This window comes from Pseudomonas sp. NLJ1, assembly GCF_049486705.1.
Classification (GTDB): domain Bacteria; phylum Pseudomonadota; class Gammaproteobacteria; order Pseudomonadales; family Pseudomonadaceae; genus Aquipseudomonas; species Aquipseudomonas inefficax.
Window position 1 is genome coordinate 1,928,060 of the sequence record NZ_CP137735.1, and the last position, 25,270, is coordinate 1,953,329.

Annotated in this window: 23 protein-coding genes and 1 pseudogene; 15 read left to right on the top strand and 9 right to left on the bottom strand. The window is 64.3% G+C overall.

Features of this window, described 5'->3' with window-relative positions:
- Positions 1-1,437 (bottom strand): cytochrome ubiquinol oxidase subunit I, encoded by a 1,437-nt coding sequence (locus R9B85_RS08650; RefSeq protein WP_112250130.1) that lies wholly within the window; start codon positions 1,435-1,437, stop codon positions 1-3.
- 344 nt (positions 1,438-1,781) lie between these two features.
- Between R9B85_RS08650 and R9B85_RS08655 the strand changes: the two genes are divergently transcribed.
- From R9B85_RS08655 to trmA, 3 genes are all read left to right on the top strand, one after another.
- Entirely contained in the window at positions 1,782-3,002 is a 1,221-nt protein-coding gene (locus tag R9B85_RS08655) for an MFS transporter (RefSeq protein WP_423770973.1), read from the top strand.
- A gap of 280 nt (positions 3,003-3,282) precedes the next feature.
- Positions 3,283-4,578 carry an NCS2 family permease gene (locus R9B85_RS08660; RefSeq protein ID WP_015271803.1) on the top strand — a complete coding sequence of 432 codons (1,296 nt, stop codon included), beginning with the start codon at positions 3,283-3,285 and terminating at the stop codon, positions 4,576-4,578.
- Positions 4,575-5,660 (top strand): tRNA (uridine(54)-C5)-methyltransferase TrmA, encoded by a 1,086-nt coding sequence (gene trmA / locus R9B85_RS08665; protein ID WP_112250126.1) that lies wholly within the window; start codon positions 4,575-4,577, stop codon positions 5,658-5,660. Before R9B85_RS08660 ends, trmA begins: the two co-directional genes overlap by 4 nt.
- Before the next feature lie 140 nt (positions 5,661-5,800).
- On the opposite strand, the gene pcaG is transcribed toward trmA, so the two are convergent.
- Entirely contained in the window at positions 5,801-6,406 is a 606-nt protein-coding gene (gene pcaG / locus R9B85_RS08670) for a protocatechuate 3,4-dioxygenase subunit alpha (protein ID WP_015271805.1), read from the bottom strand.
- 10 nt (positions 6,407-6,416) lie between these two features.
- Positions 6,417-7,136 (bottom strand): protocatechuate 3,4-dioxygenase subunit beta, encoded by a 720-nt coding sequence (gene pcaH, locus R9B85_RS08675; RefSeq protein ID WP_003251597.1) that lies wholly within the window; start codon positions 7,134-7,136, stop codon positions 6,417-6,419.
- A gap of 224 nt (positions 7,137-7,360) precedes the next feature.
- On the opposite strand from pcaH, the gene ypfJ reads away from it, so the two are divergent.
- Positions 7,361-8,248 carry a KPN_02809 family neutral zinc metallopeptidase gene (ypfJ, locus tag R9B85_RS08680; RefSeq protein WP_025340648.1) on the top strand — a complete coding sequence of 296 codons (888 nt, stop codon included), beginning with the start codon at positions 7,361-7,363 and terminating at the stop codon, positions 8,246-8,248.
- 297 nt (positions 8,249-8,545) lie between these two features.
- Positions 8,546-10,465: a HAMP domain-containing methyl-accepting chemotaxis protein gene (locus R9B85_RS08685; RefSeq protein WP_423770974.1), complete on the top strand. Its 1,920-nt coding sequence runs from the start codon at positions 8,546-8,548 to the stop codon at positions 10,463-10,465.
- Between the two features lie 117 nt (positions 10,466-10,582).
- On the opposite strand, the gene ggt is transcribed toward R9B85_RS08685, so the two are convergent.
- The 3 genes from ggt to R9B85_RS08700 form a co-directional block, all read right to left on the bottom strand.
- A complete protein-coding gene (ggt, locus tag R9B85_RS08690; protein ID WP_375149741.1) occupies positions 10,583-12,250 on the bottom strand; it encodes a gamma-glutamyltransferase in 1,668 nt (555 codons plus the stop codon).
- Between the two features lie 117 nt (positions 12,251-12,367).
- Complete coding sequence (locus R9B85_RS08695) at positions 12,368-13,264, bottom strand: LysR family transcriptional regulator (RefSeq protein ID WP_112250120.1); 897 nt, start codon at positions 13,262-13,264, stop codon at positions 12,368-12,370.
- A 121-nt stretch (positions 13,265-13,385) separates the two neighbouring features.
- Entirely contained in the window at positions 13,386-13,976 is a 591-nt protein-coding gene (locus R9B85_RS08700; protein WP_112250118.1) for an NAD(P)H-dependent oxidoreductase, read from the bottom strand.
- Between the two features lie 155 nt (positions 13,977-14,131).
- Here R9B85_RS08700 and R9B85_RS08705 point away from each other — a divergent pair, with 155 nt between their 5' ends.
- Positions 14,132-14,446, top strand: a complete 315-nt coding sequence (locus R9B85_RS08705; RefSeq protein WP_112250116.1) for a putative quinol monooxygenase — start codon at positions 14,132-14,134, stop codon at positions 14,444-14,446.
- On the opposite strand, the gene R9B85_RS08710 is transcribed toward R9B85_RS08705, so the two are convergent.
- Positions 14,436-15,200 (bottom strand): sulfite exporter TauE/SafE family protein, encoded by a 765-nt coding sequence (locus R9B85_RS08710; protein WP_112250114.1) that lies wholly within the window; start codon positions 15,198-15,200, stop codon positions 14,436-14,438. The two genes, R9B85_RS08705 and R9B85_RS08710, sit on opposite strands and share 11 nt — an antisense overlap.
- 77 nt (positions 15,201-15,277) lie before the next feature.
- On the opposite strand from R9B85_RS08710, the gene R9B85_RS08715 reads away from it, so the two are divergent.
- From R9B85_RS08715 to R9B85_RS08745, 7 genes and pseudogenes are all read left to right on the top strand, one after another.
- The gene (locus R9B85_RS08715) at positions 15,278-16,159 is read left to right on the top strand and encodes a LysR substrate-binding domain-containing protein (RefSeq protein ID WP_423770975.1); all 882 of its coding nucleotides are present in this window, start codon (positions 15,278-15,280) and stop codon (positions 16,157-16,159) included.
- A gap of 280 nt (positions 16,160-16,439) precedes the next feature.
- Positions 16,440-17,045 (top strand): CDP-alcohol phosphatidyltransferase family protein, encoded by a 606-nt coding sequence (locus R9B85_RS08720; protein ID WP_313856516.1) that lies wholly within the window; start codon positions 16,440-16,442, stop codon positions 17,043-17,045.
- Between the two features lie 30 nt (positions 17,046-17,075).
- The gene (locus R9B85_RS08725) at positions 17,076-18,830 is read left to right on the top strand and encodes a bifunctional alpha/beta hydrolase/class I SAM-dependent methyltransferase (protein WP_112250108.1); all 1,755 of its coding nucleotides are present in this window, start codon (positions 17,076-17,078) and stop codon (positions 18,828-18,830) included.
- Positions 18,831-20,280 (top strand): annotated as a pseudogene (locus R9B85_RS08730) (phosphatase PAP2/dual specificity phosphatase family protein).
- Positions 20,277-20,708, top strand: coding sequence for a hypothetical protein (locus R9B85_RS08735; protein ID WP_112250104.1), 432 nt, complete (start codon positions 20,277-20,279; stop codon positions 20,706-20,708). Before R9B85_RS08730 ends, R9B85_RS08735 begins: the two are co-directional and overlap by 4 nt.
- Positions 20,709-20,718: 10 nt before the next feature.
- Positions 20,719-21,342 (top strand): lysophospholipid acyltransferase family protein, encoded by a 624-nt coding sequence (locus tag R9B85_RS08740; RefSeq protein WP_025340660.1) that lies wholly within the window; start codon positions 20,719-20,721, stop codon positions 21,340-21,342.
- Position 21,343: 1 nt separating this feature from the next.
- A complete protein-coding gene (locus R9B85_RS08745) occupies positions 21,344-22,276 on the top strand; it encodes a phosphatidate cytidylyltransferase (protein ID WP_112250102.1) in 933 nt (310 codons plus the stop codon).
- Between the two features lie 167 nt (positions 22,277-22,443).
- Here R9B85_RS08745 and R9B85_RS08750 read toward each other — a convergent pair whose 3' ends face one another.
- Entirely contained in the window at positions 22,444-22,719 is a 276-nt protein-coding gene (locus tag R9B85_RS08750; protein WP_112250100.1) for a metal/formaldehyde-sensitive transcriptional repressor, read from the bottom strand.
- A 70-nt stretch (positions 22,720-22,789) separates the two neighbouring features.
- Between R9B85_RS08750 and dmeF the strand changes: the two genes are divergently transcribed.
- Together dmeF and R9B85_RS08760 are read left to right on the top strand one after the other, a co-directional pair.
- Positions 22,790-23,731 carry a CDF family Co(II)/Ni(II) efflux transporter DmeF gene (dmeF, locus tag R9B85_RS08755; protein ID WP_215520850.1) on the top strand — a complete coding sequence of 314 codons (942 nt, stop codon included), beginning with the start codon at positions 22,790-22,792 and terminating at the stop codon, positions 23,729-23,731.
- Positions 23,732-23,827: 96 nt separating this feature from the next.
- Positions 23,828-24,172: a cupin domain-containing protein gene (locus R9B85_RS08760; protein ID WP_003258412.1), complete on the top strand. Its 345-nt coding sequence runs from the start codon at positions 23,828-23,830 to the stop codon at positions 24,170-24,172.
- A gap of 206 nt (positions 24,173-24,378) precedes the next feature.
- Here R9B85_RS08760 and mmsB read toward each other — a convergent pair whose 3' ends face one another.
- On the bottom strand, positions 24,379-25,266 hold the full coding sequence (gene mmsB / locus R9B85_RS08765) for a 3-hydroxyisobutyrate dehydrogenase (protein ID WP_207879392.1): 888 nt from the start codon (positions 25,264-25,266) through the stop codon (positions 24,379-24,381).
- Positions 25,267-25,270: the final 4 nt, after the last annotated feature.

The window sequence follows — 25,270 nt, forward strand, 5'->3', positions numbered from 1 at the left end:
TCAGTGTTCCTTGCTCAGGCTGGCGGAATTGGCCTCATGGCCATCATCGGCGGCGGACAGCGGCCGCGCCGGCGTGCGTTTGGTGCCAGGGCCACCCGGGTTGTGCTCGTCACCCTCACCGGTCTGCGGGCCTTTGCGCACCAGGCGCATCATGTAGCCAAGGCCGGTGCCGAACAGGGCGAAATACACCACCACGAAAGCCACAAGGGTGAAGCCGAGCTGGGCGTAACTGTGGTTGGACACGCCGTCCGCCGTGCGCATCAGGCCATACACAACCCAGGGCTGACGGCCGATTTCAGTGGTAAACCAGCCGGCCAGCAACGCGATCAACCCGGAAGGGCCCATCCACAAGGCCAGGTAAAGGAACGGCCGCGAGGTGTAAAGCGTGCCGCGCTTGCGCAGCCAGAGGCTCCACAGGCCAACGAAGATCATCAGGAAGCCCAGCCCGACCATGATCCGGAACGACCAGAAGACGATGGTCGAGTTAGGCCGGTCTTCGGGCGGGAACTCTTTCATCGCCGGCACCTGCTTGTCCAGGCTGTGGGTCAGGATCAGGCTGCCGAGCGCCGGGATCTCAAGCTTGAAGCGGGTGGTTTCGGCCTGCATGTCGGGGATGCCGAACAAGATCAGCGGGGTCGGCTCGCCGGGCACGTTCTCCCAGTGGCCTTCGATCGCGGCGATTTTCACCGGTTGGTGCTTGAGGGTGTTGAGGCCATGGAAGTCACCGATCACCGCCTGGATCGGGGCGACGATCAGCGCCATCCACATGGCCATCGACAGCATCTTGCGCACCGCCGGGTTGTCACGCCCGCGCAGCAGGTGCCAGGCCGCCGAGGCACCGACGAAGAACGCGGTGGCAACGAACGCGGCAGTGGCCATGTGCATCAGGCGGTAAGGGAACGAGGGGTTGAATACCACCGCCAGCCAGTCCACCGGCACCACCCGGCCATCGATGATCTCGTGGCCTTGCGGGGTCTGCATCCAACTGTTGGAGGCAAGGATCCAGAAGGTCGAGACCAGGGTGCCGAGCGCCACCATCACCGTGGAAAAGAAGTGCAGACCACGGCCGACACGGTTCCAGCCAAACAGCATGACCCCCAGGAAGCCAGCCTCGAGGAAGAATGCGGTCAGCACCTCGTAAGTGAGCAACGGGCCGGTAATGGCGCCGGCGAAGTCGGAGAAGCGGCTCCAGTTGGTACCGAACTGGTAGGCCATGACCAGGCCGGAAACCACGCCCATGCCGAAGTTGACGGCGAAGATTTTCGACCAGAAGTGATAAAGGTCACGGTAGACCTGGTTGTTGGTCCGCAGCCAGAGCCCTTCGAGGACTGCCAGGTAACTCGCCAGGCCAATGGTGATGGCCGGGAACAGGATATGGAACGATACGGTAAAGGCAAACTGCATTCGGGCGAGCTCTAAGGCCTCTATTCCGAACATGGTGCTTCCTCTTCAGATAATCCGGCGTCCGGGCCGCTGGCCCAATCGCCCACTGCCCCCACGGTAGTCGAGTGCGGCGCGTTGGAATTGTTCTGTTCGATCGCAGGGATTTCAGCCCAAGGGCCCGATCGTTACATCTGGAACGATTGATCCAGATCAACGATTGCTAGGAAGCATAGTCCTGAATGGGCCGCCGGGCCGTGTGGTTGATTGCCGCGTGACCGGTTGCCCCACCCCCTTTCCCAGCGCGTGAAAAAGTGCCGACCTCGGCAAACAGTAACTGTTTGTTACAAACAGATGATACGCTGCGTCCCCCTCTACTGCGCCGAGGCCCCTGGTTTCCGATGTCCGATTCCGCACCGCAGTTGTTGCGTCACCACCGCCCTTTCCTGGCCTTCTGGCTGGCCCGCGTATTCACCGCCAGCGGCTTCCAGATGCTCACCGTGGCCATCGGCTGGCACCTCTACCAGTTGACCGGCAATGTGCTGGACCTGGGCCTGGTCGGCCTGGTCGAGTTCGCCCCACGGGTGCTGTTCATGCTGCACACCGGGCATGTCGCCGACCGCTATGACCGGCGCAAGGTCGCTGCGCTGTGCCAGAGCCTGCAGGGGTTGATAGCCTTGGCACTGGCGCTGGGCAGTGCCACCGACAACGTCACCCGCGAGCTGATCTTCGCCCTCGCCTTCCTGCTCGGTGCCACGCGTTCCTTCGAAATGCCAGCGACCCAGGCGCTGCTGCCCAACGTGGTACCGGCCGGGCTGTTCCCACGCGCGGTGGCGGCTTCGGCCTCGGCCACCCAGTCGGCAACCATTGTGGCGCCGGCGGTGGGCGGCTTCCTGTATGCCTTCGGCAGCATCTGGGTATACGGCCCCACCGTGGCCCTGTACGCCATCGCCTGCGTGCTGACCCTGAGCCTGCAGGCACGCGGCCAGGTGGCCCAGCGCGGGCGCGCCAGCCTCGAATCGCTGCTGGCCGGCATCCGCTTCATCCGCAGCCGGCCCGACATCCTCGGCGCCATCTCGCTGGACCTGTTCGCCGTACTGCTGGGCGGGGCCACCGCGCTGCTGCCGGTGTTCGCCAAGGACATCCTGCTCACCGGCCCGCTGGGCCTGGGCCTGCTGCGCTCGGCGCCAGCGGTGGGTGCGTTGCTGATGTCGCTGTGGCTGGCGCGCTTCCCGTTCGAGCGCAACGTGGGGCGGACCATGTTCACGGCGGTGGGCGTGTTCGGCGTGGCGACCATCACCTTCGGCCTGTCGACCTCGTTCTGGTTTTCGCTGGCAGTGCTGGTGGTACTGGGCGCGGCGGACATGATCAGCATGGTCATCCGTGGCGCCTTCGTGCAGCTGGAGACGCCGGATGAAATGCGCGGACGGGTGAGTGCAGTGAACGGCTTGTTCATTGGTGCCTCGAACCAGCTCGGCGAGTTCGAATCGGGGGTGACCGCGCACTGGTTTGGCACAGTGCCAGCGGTGGTGCTGGGTGGGGTGGGCACTTTGCTGGTAACTGGGGTGTGGATAAAACTGTTCCCGACACTGGCCAAGCGGGACCGGTTGCATAATGGTTGATCTGTAGCCTGTACCGGCCCTTTCGCGGGTAAACCCGCTCCCACAAGGACCGCGCTGCCTTCAGATCTGGTGGAGTACCTGTGGGAGCGGGTTCACCCGCGAAGAGGCCGGCACAGGGAAAAAATTACCATTCCCCAACGGCCATAGGCCCCCGCCAAGCATGCTGGTATGATGCGCGGCTTTTTTCCTCCCCACACAAAACCACGGCAACCGGTACGGTCTGTGCTTTGCTGATGGGGTCGATACATTCATGGCGCCGGGGGCGCCTTGGGGAGCGGGCATGCTGGAAAGGCTGTTTCAACTAAAAGCACACAACACCAATGTGCGCACCGAGATTCTCGCGGGCGTCACCACCTTCCTGGCCATGGCCTACATCCTGTTCGTCAACCCGAGCATCCTCGGCGAGACCGGCATGGACAAGGGCGCGATCTTCGTCGCCACCTGCCTGGCCGCAGCCATCGGCTCGGTGACCATGGGCCTGATCGCCAACTACCCGATCGCCCTGGCGCCGGGCATGGGCCTGAACGCGTTCTTCACCTACACCGTGGTGCTGCACATGGGCCACACCTGGCAGGTGGCACTGGGCGCGGTGTTCCTGTCGGCGGTGATGTTCTTCCTGCTGTCGATCTTCCGCATCCGCGAATGGATCGTGAACAGCATCCCGCTGCCGCTGCGTTCGGCCATTGCCGCGGGTATCGGTCTGTTCCTGGCGCTGATCGCGCTGCATAACGCAGGCATCGTCGTCGATAACCCGGCCACCCTGGTGGGCCTGGGCGACCTCAAGCAGCCAGCACCGATCCTCGCCACCCTGGGCTTCTTCCTGATCGTCGGCCTCGAGTCGCTGAAAGTGCGCGGCGCCGTGCTGATCGGTATTCTCGCCGTGACCATCGCCTCGATCCTGATGGGCGTGACACCCTTCGGCGGCGTGGTCTCGATGCCGCCATCGCTGGCCCCGACCTTCCTGCAGCTGGACATTGCCGGCGCGCTGGACGTGGGCCTGGTCAGCGTGATCTTCGCCTTCCTGTTCGTCGACCTGTTCGACAACTCCGGCACCCTGATCGGCGTGGCCAAGCGCGCCGGGCTGATGGGCAAGGACGGCCACATGCCGAAGATGGGCCGTGCCCTGATCGCCGACAGTACCGCAGCCATGGCCGGCTCCCTGCTGGGCACCTCGACCACCACCAGCTACATCGAATCCGCCGCGGGCGTAAGCGCCGGTGGCCGCACCGGCCTGACTGCCATCGTGGTCGCCGTGCTGTTCCTGCTGGCGCTGTTCTTCGCCCCGCTGGCCGGTAGCGTGCCGGCCTTCGCCACCGCCCCGGCGCTGCTGTTCGTCGCGGTGCTGATGGCCTCGGGCCTGGCAGAAATAAACTGGGACGACGTCACCGAAGCCGCACCGGTGGTAGTGACCGCCCTGGCCATGCCGCTGACCTACTCGATCGCCAACGGCATCGCCTTCGGTTTCATTTCCTGGACCGCCGTCAAGCTGATCTCCGGCCGCCATCGCGACCTGAACCCGGCCCTGGTGATCCTTTCCATCCTGTTCGTCATCAAGCTGGGCTGGTTCAACGCATGAGTGCTGCTTTCGACCCCTCCTCCTACACCACGCAGCTGGACGCCAAGGTGGCTCGGTTGCGCGAGCTGCTGGCACCGTTCGGCGCGCCGGAGCCGGCTGTTTTCGACTCGCCGCGCGAGCATTACCGCCTGCGCGCCGAGTTCCGCCTGTGGCGCGAGGATGGCCAGCGCCACTACGCCATGTTCGCCCCGGGCGAAAAGCACAAGGCGATCCTGATCGACGACTTCCCCATCGCCAGCCAGCGCATCAATGCACTGATGCCGCGCCTGAAGGCGGCCTGGCAGGCCAGCGAGGAGCTGGGCAACCGCCTGTTCCAGGTGGAGTTCCTGACCACTCTGGCCGGCGATGCCATGATCACCTTGTGCTACCACCGCCCGCTGGACGAGGCCTGGGAAACGGCCGCACGGCAGCTGGCCGAAGAGCTGGGCGTGAGCATCATCGGCCGCTCCAAGGGCAAGCGACTGGTCATCGGCCGTGACTACGCGGTGGAAAAACTCGACGTCGCTGGCCGTGTGTTCAGCTACCGCCAGCCGGAAGGCGCGTTCACCCAGCCCAACGGCGCAGTGAACCAGAAGATGCTGAGCTGGGCCTTCGAGGCCATCGGCGAGCGCGACGACGACCTGCTGGAGCTGTACTGCGGCAACGGCAACTTCACCCTGCCGCTGGCCACCCGCGTGCGCCAGGTGCTGGCCACGGAAATCAGCAAGACCTCGGTCAATGCCGCGCTGAGCAACCTCGACGAGAACGCTGTGGATAACGTGCGGCTGGTGCGCCTGTCGGCAGAGGAGCTGACCCAGGCGCTGAATGAAGTGCGGCCGTTCCGTCGGCTGGAAGGCATCGACCTGAAGAGCTACGAGTTCGGTACGGTGTTCGTCGACCCGCCACGGGCGGGGATGGACCCGGATACCTGCGAGCTGACCCGGCGTTTCGAGCGGATCCTGTACATCTCGTGCAACCCGGAGACGCTGGCAGCGAACATTGCCCAGTTGCAGGACACTCACCGCATCGAGCGTTGTGCGTTGTTTGACCAGTTTCCGTATACCCACCATATGGAGAGTGGGGTGCTGCTGGTTCGGCGTTGACCTTCAGATCGCCGGGGCTGCTTTGCAGCCCATCGCCGGCAAGCCAGCTCCCACAGGTATTGCACAGGCCTTGAGGGCAGCGCGGTCGGTGTGGGAGCCGGCTTGCCGGCGATGGGCCGCAAAGCGGCCCCAGGCTTCACTCAGAAGTCGAAGAACACCGTCTCCCCTTCCCCCTGAATACGGATATCGAAGCGATACGCCGTCTTCCCGTCCACCTCGCAACGCTTGGCCACCAGGGTCTCGCGCCGCTGCGGCTGCTCGATCAGGTTGAGCACCGGGCACTTGGCATTGGCCTCGGCCTCGTCATCGAAATACAGCCGCGTGTGCAGGTGGATGTTGATCCCCCGGGCAAACAGGCTGATGTTGATGTGCGGCGCCATCGGCACGCCCGCAGCGTTGTTCACCACGCCCGGCTTGACCGTGTGCAGGGTCCACTCACCGGCATCGAAGGTGGTGGCGGTGCGGCCGAAGCTGTTGAAGGCGTTTTCCAGGTTGTAGGCATCCTGATACTCGCCGTTGGCATCGGCTTGCCACACTTCCAGGAACGAGTCGCGCACCAGGTGGCCGTTACCGTCATACACCTGGCCGATCAGCAGGATGTGCTCGCCCGGCGCGTCCGGCTTGGCCAGGCGGTTCCAGATTTCCTGGTCGCGGGTCGGGTTGCCGGCCGCTTCCAGGGCCAGGCCGATGTGCACGTAGGGGCCGGCGGTCTGCGAAGGGGTTTCCGGCAGCAGTTCGATTGGCATGGCGGGGTCCTCAGCAGTTTTCGAAGTGGGTCTTGCGCTGGCCGCGCAGCACGATGTCGAAGCGGTAGGCCAGGCAGTCCATCGGGTTGGCGTTGCTCATGTCGAGCTTGGCGATCAACTGCTGCACGGCTTGCGGGTTGGCGATCGACTTGACGATCGGGCACATCGGAATCAGCGGGTCACCCTCGAAGTACAACTGGGTGATCAGCTTGGTGGCGATCGACGGACCGCTGATGGCGAAGTGGATGTGCGCAGGGCGCCAGTCGTTCGGGCCGTTGCGCCATGGGTACGGGCCCGGCTTGATGGTGCGGAAGCTGTAGTAGCCATCACGGTCGGTCAGGCAGCGGCCGACGCCACCGAAATTCGGGTCCAGCGGTGCCAGGTAGCGGTCATTCTTGTGACGGTAGCGGCCGCCGGCGTTGGCCTGCCACATTTCCACCAGGGTGTTCGGCACAGGCTTGCCGTACTGGTCGACGACACGGCCGGCGACGATGATGCGCTCGCCGATCGGCAAGCCGCCGTTGTTGAAGTTCAGCAGCAGGTCATGGTCATGGGCGCCGAAGCCCAGGTGGGAAAAGTCCGGACCGGTGGTTTCGCTGATCGACTGCGGGATGCTGACCAGTGCCTGGCGTGGCGAGCGGGCAATGGACGTCTTGTAATCAGGCGTAAGGGCTTTAGGGTGCCAGTTGCGATCACGGATCACGAAGCGGCTGTTGTCCTGGGCGGGCATGCCGGTTTCCTCTCTTGGAATTATGGAAATGCGAGGGGGGTCTTGAAACCCTGTCGCGGGCAAGCCCGCTCCCATATGCAGTTTCAGGCAGGTAACCCGCAATGAATATTGAATTCAGCCACAGTGAACATAACCATTTGGTTATGTATGAACACCTTGGCCTGACACTGGCCGCCTTCGTGGACTAATCTTTGTCTTCTTGTTTCACGCTTCGGAGAGCATTCATGGATTGGCGAAAAGGCCGACGCAGCGACAATGTGGTCGATGCCCGAGGCGAAGGTGGCGGCGGCGGCATGCGTTTCGGCGGTGGCAAAGGGCTGGGGCTTGGTGCGGTGCTGCTGATTGTCGGCATCGGCTGGCTCACCGGCCAGGACCCGTTGCAGATTCTTGGCCAGCTCGCCGGCCAGATGGAGCAGCAACAACAGCAGGCACCCAGCAGCGCGGGCGGCAAGGCCCCGCCGGCCAACGACCAGCAGGCCGAGTTCGTCGCCTCGATCCTGGGCGACACCGAAGACACCTGGAAAGCCCTGTTCGCCGAGGGCGGCAAGCAGTACCGCGACCCCAAGCTGGTGCTGTTCAGCGGCCAGGTCAATTCGGCCTGTGGCTTTGCCTCGGCGGCGGTGGGGCCCTTCTACTGCCCGGCAGACCAGCGGGTCTACCTGGACATGTCGTTCTTCCGCGAAATGGAAACCCGCTTCGCCGCAGCCGGCGACTTTGCCCAGGCCTACGTGATTGCCCACGAAATCGGCCATCACGTACAGACCCTGCTGGGCGTGTCGGCCAAGGTCGATGCCGCGCGTCGTAGTGGCCAGCGCATGGAAGGCGACAATGGCCTGCTGGTGCGCCAAGAGCTGCAGGCCGACTGCCTGGCCGGGGTATGGGCCTACCAGGCGCAGAAGCGCCTGAACTGGCTGGAACCTGGCGACGTCGAAGAGGCGCTGAACGCGGCCAATGCCATTGGCGATGACCGCCTGCAGCAGCAAGGCCGCGGGCGCGTGGTACCAGACTCGTTCACCCACGGCACCTCGGCGCAGCGGGTACGCTGGTTCAAGGCCGGGTTTGCCGAGGGTGAGGTGAACCGCTGCGATACCTTCAGTGCGCGCAACCTTTAAATAGCCGCCACAGCCGACGCAATCCCTGTGGGAGCGGGCATGCCCGCGAAGAATCCAGCGCGGTGGATGGCACCGGCTCCGCCGGTGTTCGCGGGCACGCCCGCTCCCACGAGGACTGCGCTAGCTTTTAGATTCTGAGCAAGGCACTTGCTCCCTCAATTCTGCTTTTTTGCTGAAAAAGCGTTTCAGCTTCCTCCATCACTGCCGATAACCCCTGCACGAATCAGCGGGCATCCAGAACAACAACGCCTGGCGATCGAAGATCAAGCGAGCGAAAACAACTTCTGGAGAGCGTGCATGAACAGCTGGTTCGCCAACATCAGCGTCAACCTCAAACTCGGCCTGGGCTTCGGCCTGGTACTGATCCTCACCGGCCTGCTGGCCCTGACCGGCTGGACCAGCCTGGGCAGCCTGATCGACCGCAGCAACTGGATGGGTGATATTGGCCAGCTCAACAAGGACCTGACCGACCTGCGCATTGCGCGCCTGCAGTACATGATCGCCAACGGCGACGATGCCGCCGCCGCCAACACCCAGGCCAAGCTGGACGCCTTCAGCAAGCAGCAGGCCTACCTGGCCAGCACCTTCAAGAGCCCGGAAAACATCAAGCTGCTGGGTGAGCTGGGCGAGACCATCAGCGCCTACAAGGTGTCGCTGAACAAGATGCGCCAGGGCTACGACGCCACCCGCACTGCGCGCACGGCCATGGACGGCTCGGCCAGCCGTGCCGACCAGGCCATGGACGCCCTCAGCCAGGAAGTCATGGCACGCCCCGAAGCCGACAGCGTGCGCCTGGCCCAGTATCAGCTGATCAGCAAGGCCCGCCAGCAACTGCTGCAGGTACGCATCGACGTACGCGGCTACATTGCCGAAAACAGTGCTGCCAACGAACAGGCCGCCCTGCGCCAGCTGGACGCCGCGCTGGCCGAAATCGACAACCTCAAGCGCCAGCTGCCGGCCGAAGACACGCGCCTGCAACAGTTCGAAGGCTCGGTGCTGGCCTACCGTGACGCCGTGCGCCAGTTCCGCGATGCGGTCGCCAACATCACCACTGCGCGCGCCGAAATGACTGTACAAGGTGCCGACATCGTCAAGCGCAGCGACGCGCTGTACCAGATCCAGCTGCAGCGCCGCGACATCGAGAGCACCCAGGCCCGCAGCCTGCAGGCCATCGCCACGCTGCTGGCACTGCTGGTCGGCGTGCTGGCGGCAGTGCTGATCACCCGGCAGATCACCCGCCCGCTGCGCGACACCATGGTGGCAGTGGAAAAGATCGCCAGCGGCGACCTCACCCAGCACCTGCGCGTCACCCGCCGCGACGAACTGGGCGTGCTGCAACAAGGCATCGCCCGCATGAGCACCACTTTGCGCGAGCTGATCAGCGGCATCCGCGATGGCGTCACCCAGATCGCCAGCGCTGCCGAGGAACTTTCGGCGGTGACCGAGCAGACCAGCGCCGGCGCCAACAGCCAGAAGGTCGAGACCGACCAGGTGGCCACCGCCATGCATGAAATGGCCGCTACCGTTCAGGAAGTGGCGCGCAATGCCGAACAGGCTTCACATGCCGCCACCGGCGCCGATGACGAAGCCCGTGCCGGCGACCGCGTGGTGGGCGAAGCCATTGGCCAGATCGAGCGCCTGGCCGAGGACATGCACCGCTCCACCGAAGCCATGAACCTGCTGCAGCAGGAAAGCCAGAAGATCGGCAGCGTGATGGACGTGATCAAGTCGGTGGCCGAACAGACCAACCTGCTGGCGCTGAACGCAGCGATCGAGGCGGCGCGTGCCGGCGAGGCCGGCCGTGGCTTTGCGGTGGTTGCCGACGAAGTGCGCGGCCTGGCCCAGCGCACACAGAAATCCACCGAAGAGATCGAAGAGCTGATCGCCAGCCTGCAGCATGGCACCCAGCAAGTCGCGAACGCCATGCAGGGCAGCCGTAGCCTGACCGACAGCAGCGTCGAGCTGGCGCGCAAGGCCGGGGCTTCGCTGGAGAGCATCACCAGCACGGTGTCGAGCATCCAGTCGATGAACCAGCAGATTGCCGCGGCGGCAGAGCAGCAGAGTGCGGTGGCGGAGGAAATCAGCCGCAGCATCCTGAATGTGCGCGATGTGTCGGAGCAGACGGCGGCAGCCAGTGACGAGACGGCGGCGTCTAGCGTGGAGCTGGCACGCCTTGGCGGGCAATTGCAGACGTTGGTCAGCCAGTTCCGCGTCTGACCGATAGATAGGATTCGCGGGTAAACCCGCTCCCACAGGTACAGTGCAAGTTTCGAAGGCTGCACCAATCCTGTGGGAGCGGGTTTACCCGCGAATGCGTCTGCACTGCCTATACAATCATTTGACGATCATCCCTACCCCACGCCCACGCGGATCCGAAGCGGTCTCCAGCTTCGTCCCATCAACCCGGATCGCCTGGATATCACCCATCTCCCAACCCTGGTCCTCCAGCACATAGCCCATCTTCTTCAGTTCATCAGCCACCGGCCCGGTCAGCGGCGCATAGCTGTCGAAGTAGATGGTGTCCTTGGGCAGCAACTGATGGTGCACGCGCTGCGCCGCCACTGCCTTGTCCAGCGGCATGCCGTAATCGTACAGGTTGTTCATCACCTGGAAGATCGAGGTGAAGATTCGCGAACCGCCCGGGGTACCGATGACCAGTTCGACCTTGCCATCACGGGTCATCAGGCTGGGGCTCATGGACGACAGCATGCGCTTGCCCGGGGCGATGGCATTGGCATCGCCGCCAACCACACCAAAGGCGTTCGCCGCCCCCGGCTTGGCGCTGAAATCGTCCATCTCGTCGTTGAGCAGGAAGCCGGCGCCTTTCACCACCACACCACTGCCGTAATCGAGGTTGAGGGTGTAGGTGTTGCTGACCGCATTGCCCTGCTTGTCGACGATCGAGAAGTGCGTGGTCTGGTGCGGTTCCAGGCCCGGCTTGACCTTGTCTGTATCGGAAATGGCCTTCGGGTTGACCTGCGCGGCGCGCTTGGCCAGGTAGTCCTTGGCCACCAGCTGATCCACCGGCACTTTGGTGAAGGCCGGGTCGCCAAGGTAGTCGGCGCGGTCGGCGAACACGCGCTTCTCGATCTCGGCCAACAGGTGTATGTACTGCGCCGAGTTGTGCGCCACACCCTTGAAGTCCGCCGCGCGGTTTTCCTTGATGGCCAGCAACTGGGCCAGGGCGACGCCACCGGAGCTTGGCGGTGGCGCGGTATAGACCACGTTGCCACGCCAGCTCACGGCCATCGGCTCACGCCAAACGGCCTTGTAGTCCTTGAGGTCCTGTTTGGTGATCAGGCCCTTGTCGGCCTGCATCTGCGCCACCAGCAGGTCGGCGGTCTTGCCCTGGTAGAACTCACTCACGCCCTTGTCGGCGATGCGCTCCAGGGTCTGGGCCATTTCCGGTTGCTTGAACAGCTCGCCGACCTTCATGTTGCCGAAGTAGTCGTTGAAATTGGTCGCGGTCTTGAACATGCCCTGGGCATCGTTGCGGTACTGGTACTGCTTTGCCGCCACCTTGAAGCCGTTTTTCGCATAGCCGATGGCCGGGGTCAGCAGTTCGCTCCAGGGCAGCTTGCCGAACTTCTGGTGCGCCTCCCACAACCCCATCACCGTGCCCGGTACGCCAGCAGCGCGTGCCCCGACCAGGCTGAGGTTCTCGATGACCTCACCCTTTTCGTCCAGGTACATGTTGCGCGTGGCGGCCTGGGGCGCGACTTCGCGGTAGTCGAGGAAGTAGGGTTTGCCGTCGACGAACAGGGTCATGAACCCGCCACCGCCGATGTTGCCAGCCTCGGGATAGGTCACCGCCAGGGTGAATGCCGTAGCCACTGCCGCATCCACCGCGTTGCCGCCTTTCTTGAGGATGTCGGCGGCCACCTGTGCACCATATTGATCGGGGGCGGCTACTGCGCCGCCCTCAAGGTTGGCGGCATGAACCGAGGAACAGCTCAGGATCGCGGCTGCGAGAGCCAGGTACTGGAACGGAGCAATACGCATGACACTTCCTTGGTGTTGTTTTTGTTGAGCAGTCAGTAAGGCCGAAGCGTTCCGACTGTGCAAACAACCGCAGGAAGTTTCGCCGCCTGTGGACAGGATCTGTCGCGTTCAGGCAACTCAGCTGGCGTACATCGCCAGCTTGCGCTGAATGAAATCGAGGAAGCACTGGATACGCAGCGCCAGCTGGGTGTTGCGGTAGTACACCGCATGGATCGGCTGGCGGTAGCCGTTGTTGGCTTCGCTCAGCAGCACTTGCAGGCGCCCGGTGCGGATGTCCTCGTGGGTCATGAAGTGCGACAGGCTGACGATGCCCTCGCCGGCCAGCGCCAGTTGGCGCAAGGTCTCGCCGCTGGAGGCGATCAGCGACGGGCGGATGCTCCAGCGGTCACCTTGGGCATGGCGCAATGGCCAGTGGTTGAGCGATTCGGGCTGGCTGAAGCCGAGCAGGCAGTGCTTGGCCAGGTCCTCGACCCGCTGCGGCGTGCCGTGCTGCTCGAGGTAGGCCGGGCTGGCCAGCACCTGTACCGGGCTGCACCCCAGGCTGCGCGCGTGCAGGCTGGAGTCGGCCAGTTCACCGATGCGGATCGCCACATCGGTGCTCTGCTCGAGCAGGTCGATGATCAGGTCGTCGGTATTGAGTTCCAGTTCGATGCCAGGGTATTGGCGGCGGAATTCGCCGATCCACGGCAGGATGGCATGCAGCATGAACGGCGCGGCGGCGTTGATGCGCAGGCGCCCGGTAGGGGTCTGGCGGTTCATCGACAGGCGCTCTTCCATCTCGTCCATCTGCTCCAGGATCAACCGAGCGCGTTCCAGGAAGAAGCGGCCCTCCTCGGTCAGGTCCATGCGCCGGGTGGTACGGTTGACCAGCGTGGTGCCCAGCTTGCCTTCAAGACGCGACAGGGTACGACTGACGGCGGACGGGGTCTGGCCCATCTGCTCGGCAGCAGCGGAGATCGAGCCGCAGTCGATGACGGCGACGAATACCTGCAGTTCTTCGGATCGGGTTTTCACATCTGCGCCTGTGGTTGGTCTCTGCTGGGATTAGATAGCCGGTTGTCGAGGCCAAGTCCAGCGGTGCTTGTACGGGCCTCTTCGCGGGTGAACCCGCGAAGAGGCCAGCACAGGAAAAATCTTACTGCGCCTTGCCGAACACCTTGTCCAGATGCGCCTCATAGGCCGCCAAAGCAGCCGGCACATCCGGCCGCTTCATCACATCCACCGCCAGGAACGTCGGCAGCCCGGTCATGCCAAGGAACTGGTTGGCCTTGTGGAACGGGAAGTACACCGCGTCCACCCCCTTGCCCTCGAAGAAGTCGCTCGGGTCGTCGAATGCCTGCTGCGGCGCATTCCAGGTCAGCGAAAGCATGTACTGCTTGCCATGCACCAGGCCACCGCTGCCGTACTTCTGCGAATGGTCCGCACGGGTACGGCCGTCGTTGGCATACAGGCTGCCGTGGCCTGCGGTGAATACGTCATCGATATATTTCTTCACAGTCCATGGCGCGCCCATCCACCAGCCGGGCATCTGGTAGATGACCACATCGGCCCAGAGGAACTTCTCAACCTCTTCCCTGGCGTCGTAGCCGCCGTCGATGAAGGTTTGCCGCACATCGAACCCCGCCCGGTCCAGGTGAGCGATGGCCGCTTCGTGCAAGGTCGCGTTTAGGCGACCATCAGAGTGAGCGAACTGTTTACCACCGTTGAGCAAAAGGATCTTCTTCATGCGGGCCTCCGGAAAATTCAGGCCAGCAGGTTAGGAGCTCGCGGGCGCGGGATACAGTAATGCATGGGCAAAATACAATTGACCTGAAGTCACGAATAAATAACCCATTATTGCCTTAGAATCGTATCACCCTCCCCATCACCGAGTAGCGATCCATGAGTGAGCAGTACGCCTTCATCCTCAAAGCCAAGACCCGCCCGGAAATGGCTGAAGCGTTCGAAACCCTGTTCCGCGCCTACGTCGAACCAAGCCGCCAGGAGCCGGGCTGCATCGAGTACCACATGCTGCGCGACAAGCAGGACCCGAGCCTGTTCGTGTTCTTCGAGGTCTGGGCCGACAAGGCCGCGCTGGATGTGCATTCGGCCCTGCCGCACATGACCGCGTTCTTCGAAAAACGCATGGACTACCTGGAACGCGACTTCGACATCCAGATGATCGACATGCTCAGCGTATCAAGCGCTAACCGCTGATCAGCAAATGGCCGCCGAGTGCGGCCAGGCCGATGAAGAAGCAGCGTTTGAAGAGCAGCGCGCTGATGCGCTGACGCAGCCACTGGCCGGCCAGCATGCCGAGCAAGGCCGGCGCCAGCATCAGCAGCGAAGCACCCAGTGCCTGGCCACCCAGGGCATCCTGCCCGGCCAGGCCAACGGCCAAGGCCAGGGTCGAAACCGTGAACGACAGGCCCAGGGCCTGGATCATCTGTTCCCGGCTCAAACCCAAGCTCTGCAGGTAGGGCACCGCCGGTATCACGAATACCCCGGTCGCCGCCGTGACCACGCCCGTAACCAGCCCGCAAAGCGGCCCCGACCAACGCTCCCGCCCGGGTGCCAGGCGCAAGCCCGGGCCGACCAGCCCGTACAGCGCATACACCACCAAGGCCGCGCCCAGTGCATGTACGGCCCAAGGGCCGCTGTTGATCCCCAGCCAGGTACTGCCCAGCAAGGTACCGACGAAGATCATCGCCAGCATTGGCCACAGGCGCACCAGCAACCCCCGCAGGTGCCCACCGCTGGCCAGCTGCCACAGGTTGGTAAGGGTCGACGGCACGATCAGCAATGCCGCAGCCTGCGCCGGTGACATAGCCAGGCCCAACAGGCCCATGGCGATGGTCGGCAGGCCGAGGCCGATCACCCCCTTCACCGCACCGGCCAGCAGGAAGGTCAGTACCACCAGCAGCGACAGCGCTGGGCCAATGTTCTGGTAGAAAGCGAGCAAGGTGTTCATGGGCCGATGATGGCGTGCGCCGGCCGGGGTGAAAATCTGCCATATACTCAGCCAGACTCTTGCCAGGACAGAGCCACATGCATTTCGACCTGATCGACCTCAGGCTGTTCCAGCACACCCTGGAGTGCGGCAACATCACCGCCGGTGCCAGCCGCAGCCATCTGTCGCTGGCAGCAGCCAGTGCGCGCATCCGCGCCATGGAGGCATCGCTGGGCATCCCTTTGCTGGAACGCAACCGCCGTGGCGTGCAAGCAACTCCGGCCGGCCAGGCACTGCTGCAGCATGCCCGGCTGATATCGCAGCAGGTCGAACGCCTGCAGTTCGACCTGGGCCAGTACGCACAAGGGCAGCAGGGCCAGGTGCGCCTGCTGTGCAACACGGCTGCGCTCACGGAGTACCTGCCGGAACTGCTGGCCGGCTACCTGGCTGAAAACCCTGGAGTCAGCGTGGATGTGCAGGAGTTGCCGAGCCTGCGCATCGTGCAATCGATTACCCAAGGCATGGCAGACCTGGGCATCGTTTCGACCGCCGCACCCAGCGCGCACCTGCAGACCCGGCCGTTTCGCGAAGACCCGTTGGTGCTGGTAACGCCGCTGCGCCACCCGCTGGCCAGTGAGGTCGCGCCGAGCTTTATCGATAGCCTGGCCCATGGCTATGTCGGCCTGGGAGCCGGCAGTGCATTGGCGTTGTACCTGGAAGAGCAGGCGCTGCGCGAGGGGCGGCGCATGCGGGTTCGGGTACGTGCCGAAGGGTTCGATGGCGTGATCCGCATGGTTGCGGGCGGAGCCGGAGTGGGGATTGTGCCGCTGGCTGCAGTGAAGCGTTGGCAAGGGGTGTTGCCGTTGCACTGGGTGGCGCTGAGGGAACCATGGGCCAATCGCCGGTTGCTGGTGTGTGCACGCGATTTTGCAGCACTGCCGGGGTATGCCGCAGGGTTGGTAACCGCCCTCACCCGCTGACTGAGTGGATGGCACGGGCTTCGCCCGTGTTCGCGGGTGAGCCCGCCCCACAGGATATGTGATATCTCTCGGATGGGCGCTGTGCCTGTGGGAGCGGGCAAGCCCGCGAAGCAGCCACCGCGATGGATGGCACGGGCTTCGCCCGTGTTCGCGGGCGGGCCCGCTCCCACAGGATATGTAATATCTCTCGAGTAGACGCGGTGCCTGTGGGAGCGGGTTTACCCGCGAAGAAGGCTCGCACACAATGGCGCCATAACGACCCACCGAAAAGGACCTTCCAGTGGCATCGATCTACCAGCTCAAACCGCGCTTCCAGGCCCTGCTCCGCCCTGCTGTGCAGCGCCTCCACGACCGCGGTATCACCGCCAACCAGGTCACCGTCGCCGCAGCCCTGCTGTCAGTCCTGCTGGGCCTGCTGCTGGCTGCCCTGCCGCATCTCACCTGGTTGTTCATCCTGGTGCCGGTCTGGATGCTGCTGCGCATGGCATTGAACGCCGTCGACGGCATGCTCGCCAGGGAGTTCGGCCAGCAATCCACCCTCGGCGCCTACCTCAACGAGCTGTGCGACGTGATCGCCGATGCCGCGCTGTACCTGCCCTTTGCCCTGCTGGCCGGTGTATCGCCAACCTTGATCGTCCTCGTGGTGCTCAGCGCCACCTTCAGCGAATACGCCGGTGTCATGGGCCCGCTGGCCGGCGCCTCACGGCGCTACGACGGCCCCATGGGCAAGAGCGACCGGGCGTTCGCTTTCGGCGTGCTGGGTACCGGTGTTGCCTTCGGCCTGCTGAGCGGCGCCTGGATCAACGGCTTGTTGCTGGTCATCCTCGCACTCTCGCTCTATACCCTCTACAACCGGGTTCGCCAGGGGCTGGCCGAAACCCGCTGAGCCCACTGCCGTCGTAAAAGGATGTCGACCATGCGCCAAGCGCAAGCGCTGCACTTCTCCACCCATGACGGCGTCGAGCTGCACTACCGTCACTGGCCTGCCACCCGTAACCAACACCAGCCACGCCGGGCCGTGGTGATGTTCCACCGCGGCCACGAACACGGCGGGCGCATGGCCCACCTGGCCGATGAGCTGGACATGCCAGGCTACGATTTCTTCGCCTGGGATGCCCGCGGCCACGGCCAGTCGCCGGGCGCGCGCGGCGACAGCCCGGGCTTCGCCACCAGCGTGCGCGATGTGCAGACCTTCATCGAGCACATCCAGGCCTGCCATGGCATCGCCGAACAGGACCTGGTAGTGCTGGCGCAGAGCGTCGGGGCCGTGCTGGTCGCCACCTGGGCCCACGACTACGCACCCAAGGTGCGCTGCCTGGTGCTGGCCTCGCCAGCGTTCAAGGTCAAACTGTACGTGCCATTTGCCCGCCCTGGCCTGAGGCTGCTGAAGGCGTTGCGCGGCAACTTCTTCGTCAACAGCTACGTCAAGCCTCGCCTGCTCACCCACGACCCCGAACGGGTCATGTCGTACGTGGCCGACCCGCTGATCAGCCGGCCGATTTCGGTGACCATGCTGCTGGGTCTGTACGAAGCCGCCGACCGGGTGGTAGCGGATGCCCAGGCCATCCAGCTACCGACGCAGTTGCTGGTGTCCGGTGCCGACTTCGTGGTCGAACGCCAGCCGCAGGAACGCTTCTTCGAACGCCTGGGCAGTGCGCGCAAGGAAATGCACATCCTGCCAGGCTTCTTCCACGACACCCTGGGCGAGCGTGATCGGGCCCATGCCTTGCGGCGCATCGAGCGGTTCGTCGAGCATTGCTTCGCCAGCCCCGCAGCCCTGCCGTCACTGCTCGATGCCGACAAGACCGGCGCCAGCTGCGCCGAGGCCGAAAGCCTGGCCGCACCGCTACCGCGCAACTCGCCCCGCGACCTTTACTGGCGCGCTACCCGCGCCGGCCTGCGCCTGGGCAAGGGGCTGTCCGAAGGCGTCAAGCTGGGTTTCGACACAGGTTTCGACTCCGGCAGCACCCTCGACTACGTATATCGTAACCAGGCGACCGGCAAGGGCAAGCTCGGCCACCTGGTCGACCGGAACTATCTTGATGCCATCGGCTGGCGTGGCATTCGCCAGCGCAAGCTGCACGTCGAAGAGCTGCTGCGCCTGGCCATCGCCCGCCTGCGCGAACAGCAACGACCAGTGCACATCGTCGATATCGCCGCCGGCCATGGCCGCTACATCCTCGAAGCCCTGCAAGAGCTGGAGCAACTGCCTGACTCGATCCTGCTGCGCGACTACAGCGAGCTGAACGTGCAGCAAGGCAGCGCGCTGATCGCGGAAAAAGGCCTGGCTGACATCGCCCGCTTCGTCCAGGGCGACGCTTTCGACCGCCAGAGCCTGGCCACGCTGGAGCAACCGCCTACCCTCGCTGTGGTCTCCGGCCTGTACGAACTGTTCGCCAGCAACCAGCTGGTGGGCAACTCGCTGGCCGGCCTGGCCGACGCGGTGGAAGATGGCGGCTACCTGGTCTACACCGGCCAGCCGTGGCACCCGCAACTGGAAATGATCGCCCGCGCCCTCACCAGCCACCGCGGCGGCGAAGCCTGGGTGATGCGTCGGCGTAGCCAGGCCGAAATGGACCAGCTGGTAGAGGCGGCGGGGTTTCGCAAGCTGGCCCAGCGCATCGATGAATGGGGCATTTTCAGTGTCAGCCTGGCACAACGGGTGCGTTGAATGAGCCCATCACGCGAGCCCCGGCTGATCCGCCGGGGCGTGTTCTGGCTTCTGTTGCTGGGGCCGCTGTTTTTCCTCAGCTACGGGCTGGCGAACAACCACACCGCCGGGCGCAGTGATGTCGGCAGCCTGGTGTTCGGCTGGGAAAGCCGCATGCCGTTGTGGCCGTGGACGATCATCCCGTACTGGTCGATCGACCTGCTCTACGGCTTGTCCTTCCTGCTGCCGCGCACGCGCCAGGAAATGGACCGGCACGCGCTGGCGTTGCTGACCGCGCAGCTGATCAGCGTCAGCTGCTTCCTGCTCTGGCCGCTGCGCTTCACCTTCGAACGGCCGGAGCTGGGCGGTGTGTTCGGCTGGATGTTCGATGTGCTGATGGGCTTCGACAAGCCGTTCAACCAGGCGCCTTCGCTGCATATTGCCCTGCTGGTGATCATCTGGACGATGTTTGCCCGGCACGTGCAGCGCCAGCCCTGGCGTTGGCTGATGCATGGCTGGATGGCACTGATCGGGGTGTCGGTGCTGACCACCTGGCAGCACCATTTCATCGATGTGCCGACAGGGGCATTGGCGGGGTTCGTCTGCGTCTGGTTGTGGCCACATCGTGGGCAGTTGCCCTGGCAGCAGGTGCGCCTTGCACGGGATGCCAAGCGTTGGCGGTTGGCGTCGTTCTACGCAGTGGGGGGGGCTGCTGTGCGCAGTGCCTGCCGTTGCGTTGGGCGGTGCCTGGCTGTGGTTGACCTGGCCGGCCGTGTCGCTGGCTTTGGTGGCGCTGAACTATGGTGTGCTCGGTGCAGGCGGGTTTCAGAAAGGCGCCGATGGGCGCTTGTCCAATGCAGCCAGCTGGCTGCTGGCGCCGTACCTGGTAGGGGCGTGGGTCAACTCGCGGTTGTGGACCTGGCGGCACCCCCAGGCGGATGAAGTGTGTGATGGCGTCTACCTTGGGCGGATTCCAGGGCGTGGCGTGCGGTTCGCTGCGGTGGTCGATTTGTGTGCGGAGCTACCGTGTCATGTTAAGGACAGCGCGGACAATTGTAGGAGCGGCCTTGTGTCGCGAAAGGGCTGCGAAGCGGCCCCAGCAATCTCTGCTGCGAAGCTGAAAACCTGGGGCCGCTTCGCAGCCCTTTCGCGACACAAGGCCGCTCCTACAAAGGTCGCGTCCGCCGTTGGTTATGCATGTTTTCCTACCTTGGACCTGATCGCCCCGGAAAGCCCATTGCTGCACCAGGCCGCCGCCGCCATCGAACGCCTGCGCTCCCAAGGCCCGGTGCTGGTCTGCTGCGCGCTGGGCTATTCGCGCAGCGCCAGCGCCGTGGCCGCCTGGCTGGTGCTCACGGGCCGCTGCAGTGATGCTCGCCAGGCCGAAGCGCTGATCCGCAAGGCCCGCCCCGGCGTGGTCCTGCACAGCGCGCACCGCCAGGCCTTGCAACAGCCAGGGGCACAACCATGACCCTGCACTTGGTGGCCAGCCTGCTGGGCCGTGGCAAGCAGCTGGAACGCCTGTCGGACAGCCTCACCCTGCTGGCCCTGGCCTACGGCCTGGCGCCCTTGCTGGGAGCCCAGCTGCAACCAATGGCCAGCCTGCTATGCGTTGTGCTGCTGGTACTAGGCGTGCTGCACAAGTACTGGGCCATCCGCGTGGCCCTGGATGCCGAACTGTTCGCCCGCCTCGCCGCCAGCCGCGACCTGGCAGCGGACACCCAGGCCCTGGATCGCGCCCTGTTCGAGCTGAAGCTCAAACCGCAGGCCACCGATTCCCGCGCCTGGCCTGCACGCAGCCAGGCCGCGCTGGCCCTGCTGCGACGCCAGGCAGTGTGCCTGGGCCTGCAGCTGTCGCTGGCCCTGACTACCCTGCTGACACTGCCTTTGAAGGGATGACTACCGATCCATGCTCGCCAACCTGACCGCCTACCTCATCACATCCGCCGCCCGCCTGATCACCGGCGCCCGCGCCCTGTGGCTGGGCTGTACGCCGCTGCCGGTGCAGCGCCTGTACTTCGCCAACCACAGCAGCCATGGCGACTTCGTACTGCTATGGGCCTCGCTGCCGCAGCCGCTGCGCAAGCGTACCCGTCCGGTAGCCGGTGCCGACTATTGGGCCAAACCGGGCATTCGCGATTTTCTCATCCGCAAGGTCTTCAATGGTGTGCTGATCAACCGGCAGCACAGCGCCGGCCAGGGCAGCCCGTTGCAGCCGATCCTCGAAGCCGTGGCCCAGGGCGACTCGCTGATCTTCTTCCCGGAGGGCACCCGCAACCTCGGCGACGAGCCGCTGATGCCGTTCAGGAGCGGGCTGTATCACCTGGCAGCCGCCAACCCCGAAGTCGAGCTGGTGCCGGTGTGGATCGCCAACCTCAACCGAGTGATGCCCAAGGGTCGCGCGCTGCCGTTACCTTTGTTGTGCACATTGAGCTTTGGCGAGCCACTGCACCTGCAGGCGGATGAAAGCAAGCAAGCCTTTCTCGAGCGGGCCAGCCAGGCCCTGCTGAACCTGGCCCCCAAGGATGCCTGAGATGGACGACAACACCCTTTCCCTGTTCGCCGGCATCGGCGCCCTGCTGCTGCTCGCCAGCGTGATCGGCCGCCTGCTCAAATGGCGCGCCGGCCCGGCACCGCACGCGGTGATCGACAACCTCAACGCCCGCATCAACGCCTGGTGGGTGATGGTGCTGGTGATCGGCATCGCCTTCCTGTTCGGCAAGTACGGCGTGATCGTGCTGTTCTACGGCGTATCGTTCTATGCCCTGCGCGAGTTCATGACCCTCACCCCGACCCGGCGCAGCGACTACCCGGCGCTGGTGGCGGCGTTCTATGTGGCACTACCGGTGCAGTACGTGCTGATCGCCATGGACTGGTACGGGCTGTTCAGCATCTTCATCCCGGTGTACCTGTTCCTGCTGCTGCCGATCCTGGCCAGTTTCGGCGGCGACACCACGCGCTTTCTCGAGCGCGCCTCGAAGGTGCAGTGGGGGTTGATGATCGCGGTGTACTGCGTGTCGTCGGTACCGGCATTGATGACCTTGGACATCCCGGGTTACGAGGGCCGCAACCTGCTGCTGATCGCCTGGCTGATCCTGGTGGTGCAGATCAGCGACGTGCTGCAGTACGTGTGCGGCAAGCTGTTCGGCAAGCACAAGGTGGCACCCAACCTGTCGCCATCCAAGACCATTGAAGGCCTGGCCGGCGGCGTGGCGCTGGCCACCCTGATCGGGGCCCTGCTGTGCTGGATCACCCCGTTCACCTTCTGGCAGGCCGCACTGATGGCCTTGGCGGTGAACGCCATGGGCTTCTTCGGCGGGTTGGTGATGTCGGCGATCAAGCGCGACCGCGGGGTGAAGGACTGGGGGCACATGATCGAAGGCCACGGCGGCATGCTCGACCGCATGGATTCGGTGTGCTTTGCCGCGCCGGTGTTTTTCCATTTTGTGCGGTATTGGTGGGCGTAGTCTTACCCCCCAGGCGTATACGCGCTTTTGTAGGAGCGGCCTTGTGTCGCGAACGGGCTGCGCAGCAGCCCCAGCAATATGTGCAGCGGGGCTGAGTTCCGGGGCCGCTTCGCGCCCCATCGCGACACAAGGCCGCTCCTACCTGGGATAGCGTCACTCCCGAGCAATCATTTGAGGTAAGACCGCAACAACGACGCCACCTTGTCCGCCTCGTCCTGCCGCTCCTCGGCACTCAGCCCGTCCGCCACCAGGTGTTCGCGAATATGCCCTTCCATGACTTCGGCCATAAGCCCGTTCACCGCACCGCGCACGGCGGCGATCTGCTGCAGTATCGCCAGGCAGTCCTTGTCCTGCTCCAGCGCTGTCTCCAGGGCAGCCGCCTGGCCCTTGATCTTGCGCACCCGGGTCAGCAGCTGCTTCTTGCTCTTCAGGGTATGTGCCATTGGGTTTCACACCATACTAGGTATACTGGGGTATAGTATATTTCTCGACGTTCCGGAAGCATGATAAACCATGGCGACACAAACCTCAGACCGCTGGCAGCACAGCCACCAGTTCCATACCAGCAACCTGGGCGCCGAGCGCAAGACGCGCCTGGCCGTGTGGCTGACCGCGGTGATGATGGTGGCGGAAATAACCGGGGGCTGGTTCTTCAATTCCATGGCATTGCTGGCCGACGGCTGGCATATGAGCTCCCATGCCCTGGCCTTGGGCCTGTCACTGCTGGCCTATGCCGCCGCGCGGCGTTATGCCGGCGACCGGCGCTTTGCCTTCGGCACCTGGAAGATCGAGATTCTCGGCGGCTACTCCAGCGCCCTGCTGTTGCTGGGCGTGGCCGGGCTGATGGCATTCCAGTCGGTGGAGCGCCTGCTGGCACCGGGGCCGATACACTATGACGAGGCGATATTCATCGCCGCCGTGGGCCTGGCCGTCAACCTGATCTGCGCCTGGCTGCTGCGTGATGATCATCACCATCATGATCATCACCACCATGGCCACGACGACCACCATGACCATGGCCACCATCATCACGACCTGAACCTGCGCTCGGCCTACCTGCATGTGATGGCCGACGCCGCGACCTCGGTGCTGGCGATCGTCGCCCTGCTGGCCGGCAAGTATTGGGGCGCCAGCTGGCTCGACCCGGTCATGGGCCTGGTAGGTGCGCTACTGGTGGCGCTGTGGGCCCGCGGCCTGCTGCGCGATACCGGCCGGGTGCTGCTGGATGCGGAGATGGATGCGCCGGTAGTGGAGGAAATCCGCGCGGTAGTCGCGCAGCTGCCGGTGCCGGCCAGCATCACCGACCTGCACGTATGGCGCGTGGGCAAGGACCAGTACGCTTGCATTCTCGGCCTGGCAACCCAGGGCGTACTCAGCGCCGACAGCGTGCGCCAGGCCCTGGGCGTGCACGACGAACTGGCGCACATCACCGTCGAGGTCAACCGCCTGGCATAGCGCGACCAGACAGCTGGACGTCGAGCCCAGGCAACTGCGGCTCGGCCAATGGCCCTATGGTGACGAGTCATTCAGCCAGTCACCAGGAGTTGTGCCATGTCCGATTTCATCACCGTCCTGCGCGAAACCTGCCCGACGCCGGTCGTGGACGCCACCAAGTGGAAGCGCATCGGCGGCGATCCGCACACCGTCAACCTCAACGCCTACCTGTCGGCCGACGGCAGCAAAATCATGGGCACCTGGATCTGCACCCCGGGCAAGTTCGAGGTCAACTACGAGAAGTGGGAGTTCTGCCACTTCCTCGATGGCTACTGCATCATCACCCCGGAAGGCGAAGAGCCGAAGCACCTGAAAGCGGGTGATGTGTTCGTGATCGAGCCGGGGATGAAAGGCACCTGGGAAGTGGTCGAGACTGTGCGCAAGTACTTTGTCTTCGCCTGATTCGTAAACTTTACCGGCCCTATCGCCGGCAAGCCGGGCTCCCACAGGTACTGCACTGCCCTCAAGCCTGGTGCAGTGCCTGTGGGAGCCCGGCTTGCCGGCGATAGGGCCGGGACAGGCAAAAAAAATCGCGGATCAGGCGCCCTTCCCTCTGGTGCGCAGTTACAGAGGGAAGGCCACCTGGCCCGCGATGAAGTCCTCGCTCGTCAATCCTTCTTGCGGTAACTCTCGACAATCGCCGAGAAGTCCTTGCCACCCTCGCCGCGCAGGCTCATGGCCTGATACAGCTGCTGGGCCACGGCCCCCAGGATCACCGGTTGATGCGCCTGGCGTGCAGCCTCGGTGGCCAGCCCCAGGTCCTTGAGCATCAGCTCGGCGCCAAAGCCACCGGTATAGCCACGCGATGCCGGCGCGGTTTCGATGATGCCCGGCCACGGGTTGTAGGTGTCCGAGCTCCAGCAGCGCCCGGTCGAACTGTTGATGATGCCGGCCAGCACCTTGGTGTCGATGCCCAGCGCATTACCCAGGGCCATGGCCTCGGACACGCCGATCATCGAGATGCCCAGCAGCAGGTTGTTGCAGATCTTGGCGATCTGCCCCGTGCCGACTTCACCGCAGTGCACAATGTTGCGGCCCATCTGCTCCAGTACCGGTTTGAGAGTGGCGAACAGCTCGGTGCTGGCACCGACCATGAAGGTCAGGGTGCCTGCAGCCGCGCCGCCGGTGCCACCGGACACTGGCGCATCGCCCAGGTCCACGCCCTTGGCCGCTGCGGCCTTGGACACATCACGTGCAGTCTGCGGGTCGATGGTGCTGCAATCCACGGTTGGCGTGCCGGGGCGAATACCCGCCAGCACACCATCTTCATTCAAGTACACGCTGCGCACATGGGCCGCAGCCGGCAGCATGGTGATCACCAGTTCGCTGTTGGCCGCCGCATCCTTTGGCGAAGGGCTGATCTGCCCGCCCAGTTCTGCCAGTTCGGCCAGCACGGCCTTGTTCAAGTCGAACAGGTTCAGTTGGTGCCCGGCCTTGATCAGGTTGCGGGCCATGGGTGCGCCCATGTTGCCGAGCCCGATGAATGCGATACGCATGACT

Coding starts and splice junctions, on each gene's coding strand:
- R9B85_RS08650 (WP_112250130.1), bottom strand. CDS start 1,437: ATGTTCGGAATAGAGGCCTTAGAGCTCGCCCGAATGCAGTTTGCCTTT.
- R9B85_RS08655 (WP_423770973.1), top strand. CDS start 1,782: ATGTCCGATTCCGCACCGCAGTTGTTGCGTCACCACCGCCCTTTCCTG.
- R9B85_RS08660 (WP_015271803.1), top strand. CDS start 3,283: ATGCTGGAAAGGCTGTTTCAACTAAAAGCACACAACACCAATGTGCGC.
- trmA (WP_112250126.1), top strand. CDS start 4,575: ATGAGTGCTGCTTTCGACCCCTCCTCCTACACCACGCAGCTGGACGCC.
- pcaG (WP_015271805.1), bottom strand. CDS start 6,406: ATGCCAATCGAACTGCTGCCGGAAACCCCTTCGCAGACCGCCGGCCCC.
- pcaH (WP_003251597.1), bottom strand. CDS start 7,136: ATGCCCGCCCAGGACAACAGCCGCTTCGTGATCCGTGATCGCAACTGG.
- ypfJ (WP_025340648.1), top strand. CDS start 7,361: ATGGATTGGCGAAAAGGCCGACGCAGCGACAATGTGGTCGATGCCCGA.
- R9B85_RS08685 (WP_423770974.1), top strand. CDS start 8,546: ATGAACAGCTGGTTCGCCAACATCAGCGTCAACCTCAAACTCGGCCTG.
- ggt (WP_375149741.1), bottom strand. CDS start 12,250: ATGCGTATTGCTCCGTTCCAGTACCTGGCTCTCGCAGCCGCGATCCTG.
- R9B85_RS08700 (WP_112250118.1), bottom strand. CDS start 13,976: ATGAAGAAGATCCTTTTGCTCAACGGTGGTAAACAGTTCGCTCACTCT.
- R9B85_RS08705 (WP_112250116.1), top strand. CDS start 14,132: ATGAGTGAGCAGTACGCCTTCATCCTCAAAGCCAAGACCCGCCCGGAA.
- R9B85_RS08710 (WP_112250114.1), bottom strand. CDS start 15,200: ATGAACACCTTGCTCGCTTTCTACCAGAACATTGGCCCAGCGCTGTCG.
- R9B85_RS08715 (WP_423770975.1), top strand. CDS start 15,278: ATGCATTTCGACCTGATCGACCTCAGGCTGTTCCAGCACACCCTGGAG.
- R9B85_RS08725 (WP_112250108.1), top strand. CDS start 17,076: ATGCGCCAAGCGCAAGCGCTGCACTTCTCCACCCATGACGGCGTCGAG.
- R9B85_RS08735 (WP_112250104.1), top strand. CDS start 20,277: ATGACCCTGCACTTGGTGGCCAGCCTGCTGGGCCGTGGCAAGCAGCTG.
- R9B85_RS08740 (WP_025340660.1), top strand. CDS start 20,719: ATGCTCGCCAACCTGACCGCCTACCTCATCACATCCGCCGCCCGCCTG.
- R9B85_RS08745 (WP_112250102.1), top strand. CDS start 21,344: ATGGACGACAACACCCTTTCCCTGTTCGCCGGCATCGGCGCCCTGCTG.
- R9B85_RS08750 (WP_112250100.1), bottom strand. CDS start 22,719: ATGGCACATACCCTGAAGAGCAAGAAGCAGCTGCTGACCCGGGTGCGC.
- dmeF (WP_215520850.1), top strand. CDS start 22,790: ATGGCGACACAAACCTCAGACCGCTGGCAGCACAGCCACCAGTTCCAT.
- R9B85_RS08760 (WP_003258412.1), top strand. CDS start 23,828: ATGTCCGATTTCATCACCGTCCTGCGCGAAACCTGCCCGACGCCGGTC.
- mmsB (WP_207879392.1), bottom strand. CDS start 25,266: ATGCGTATCGCATTCATCGGGCTCGGCAACATGGGCGCACCCATGGCC.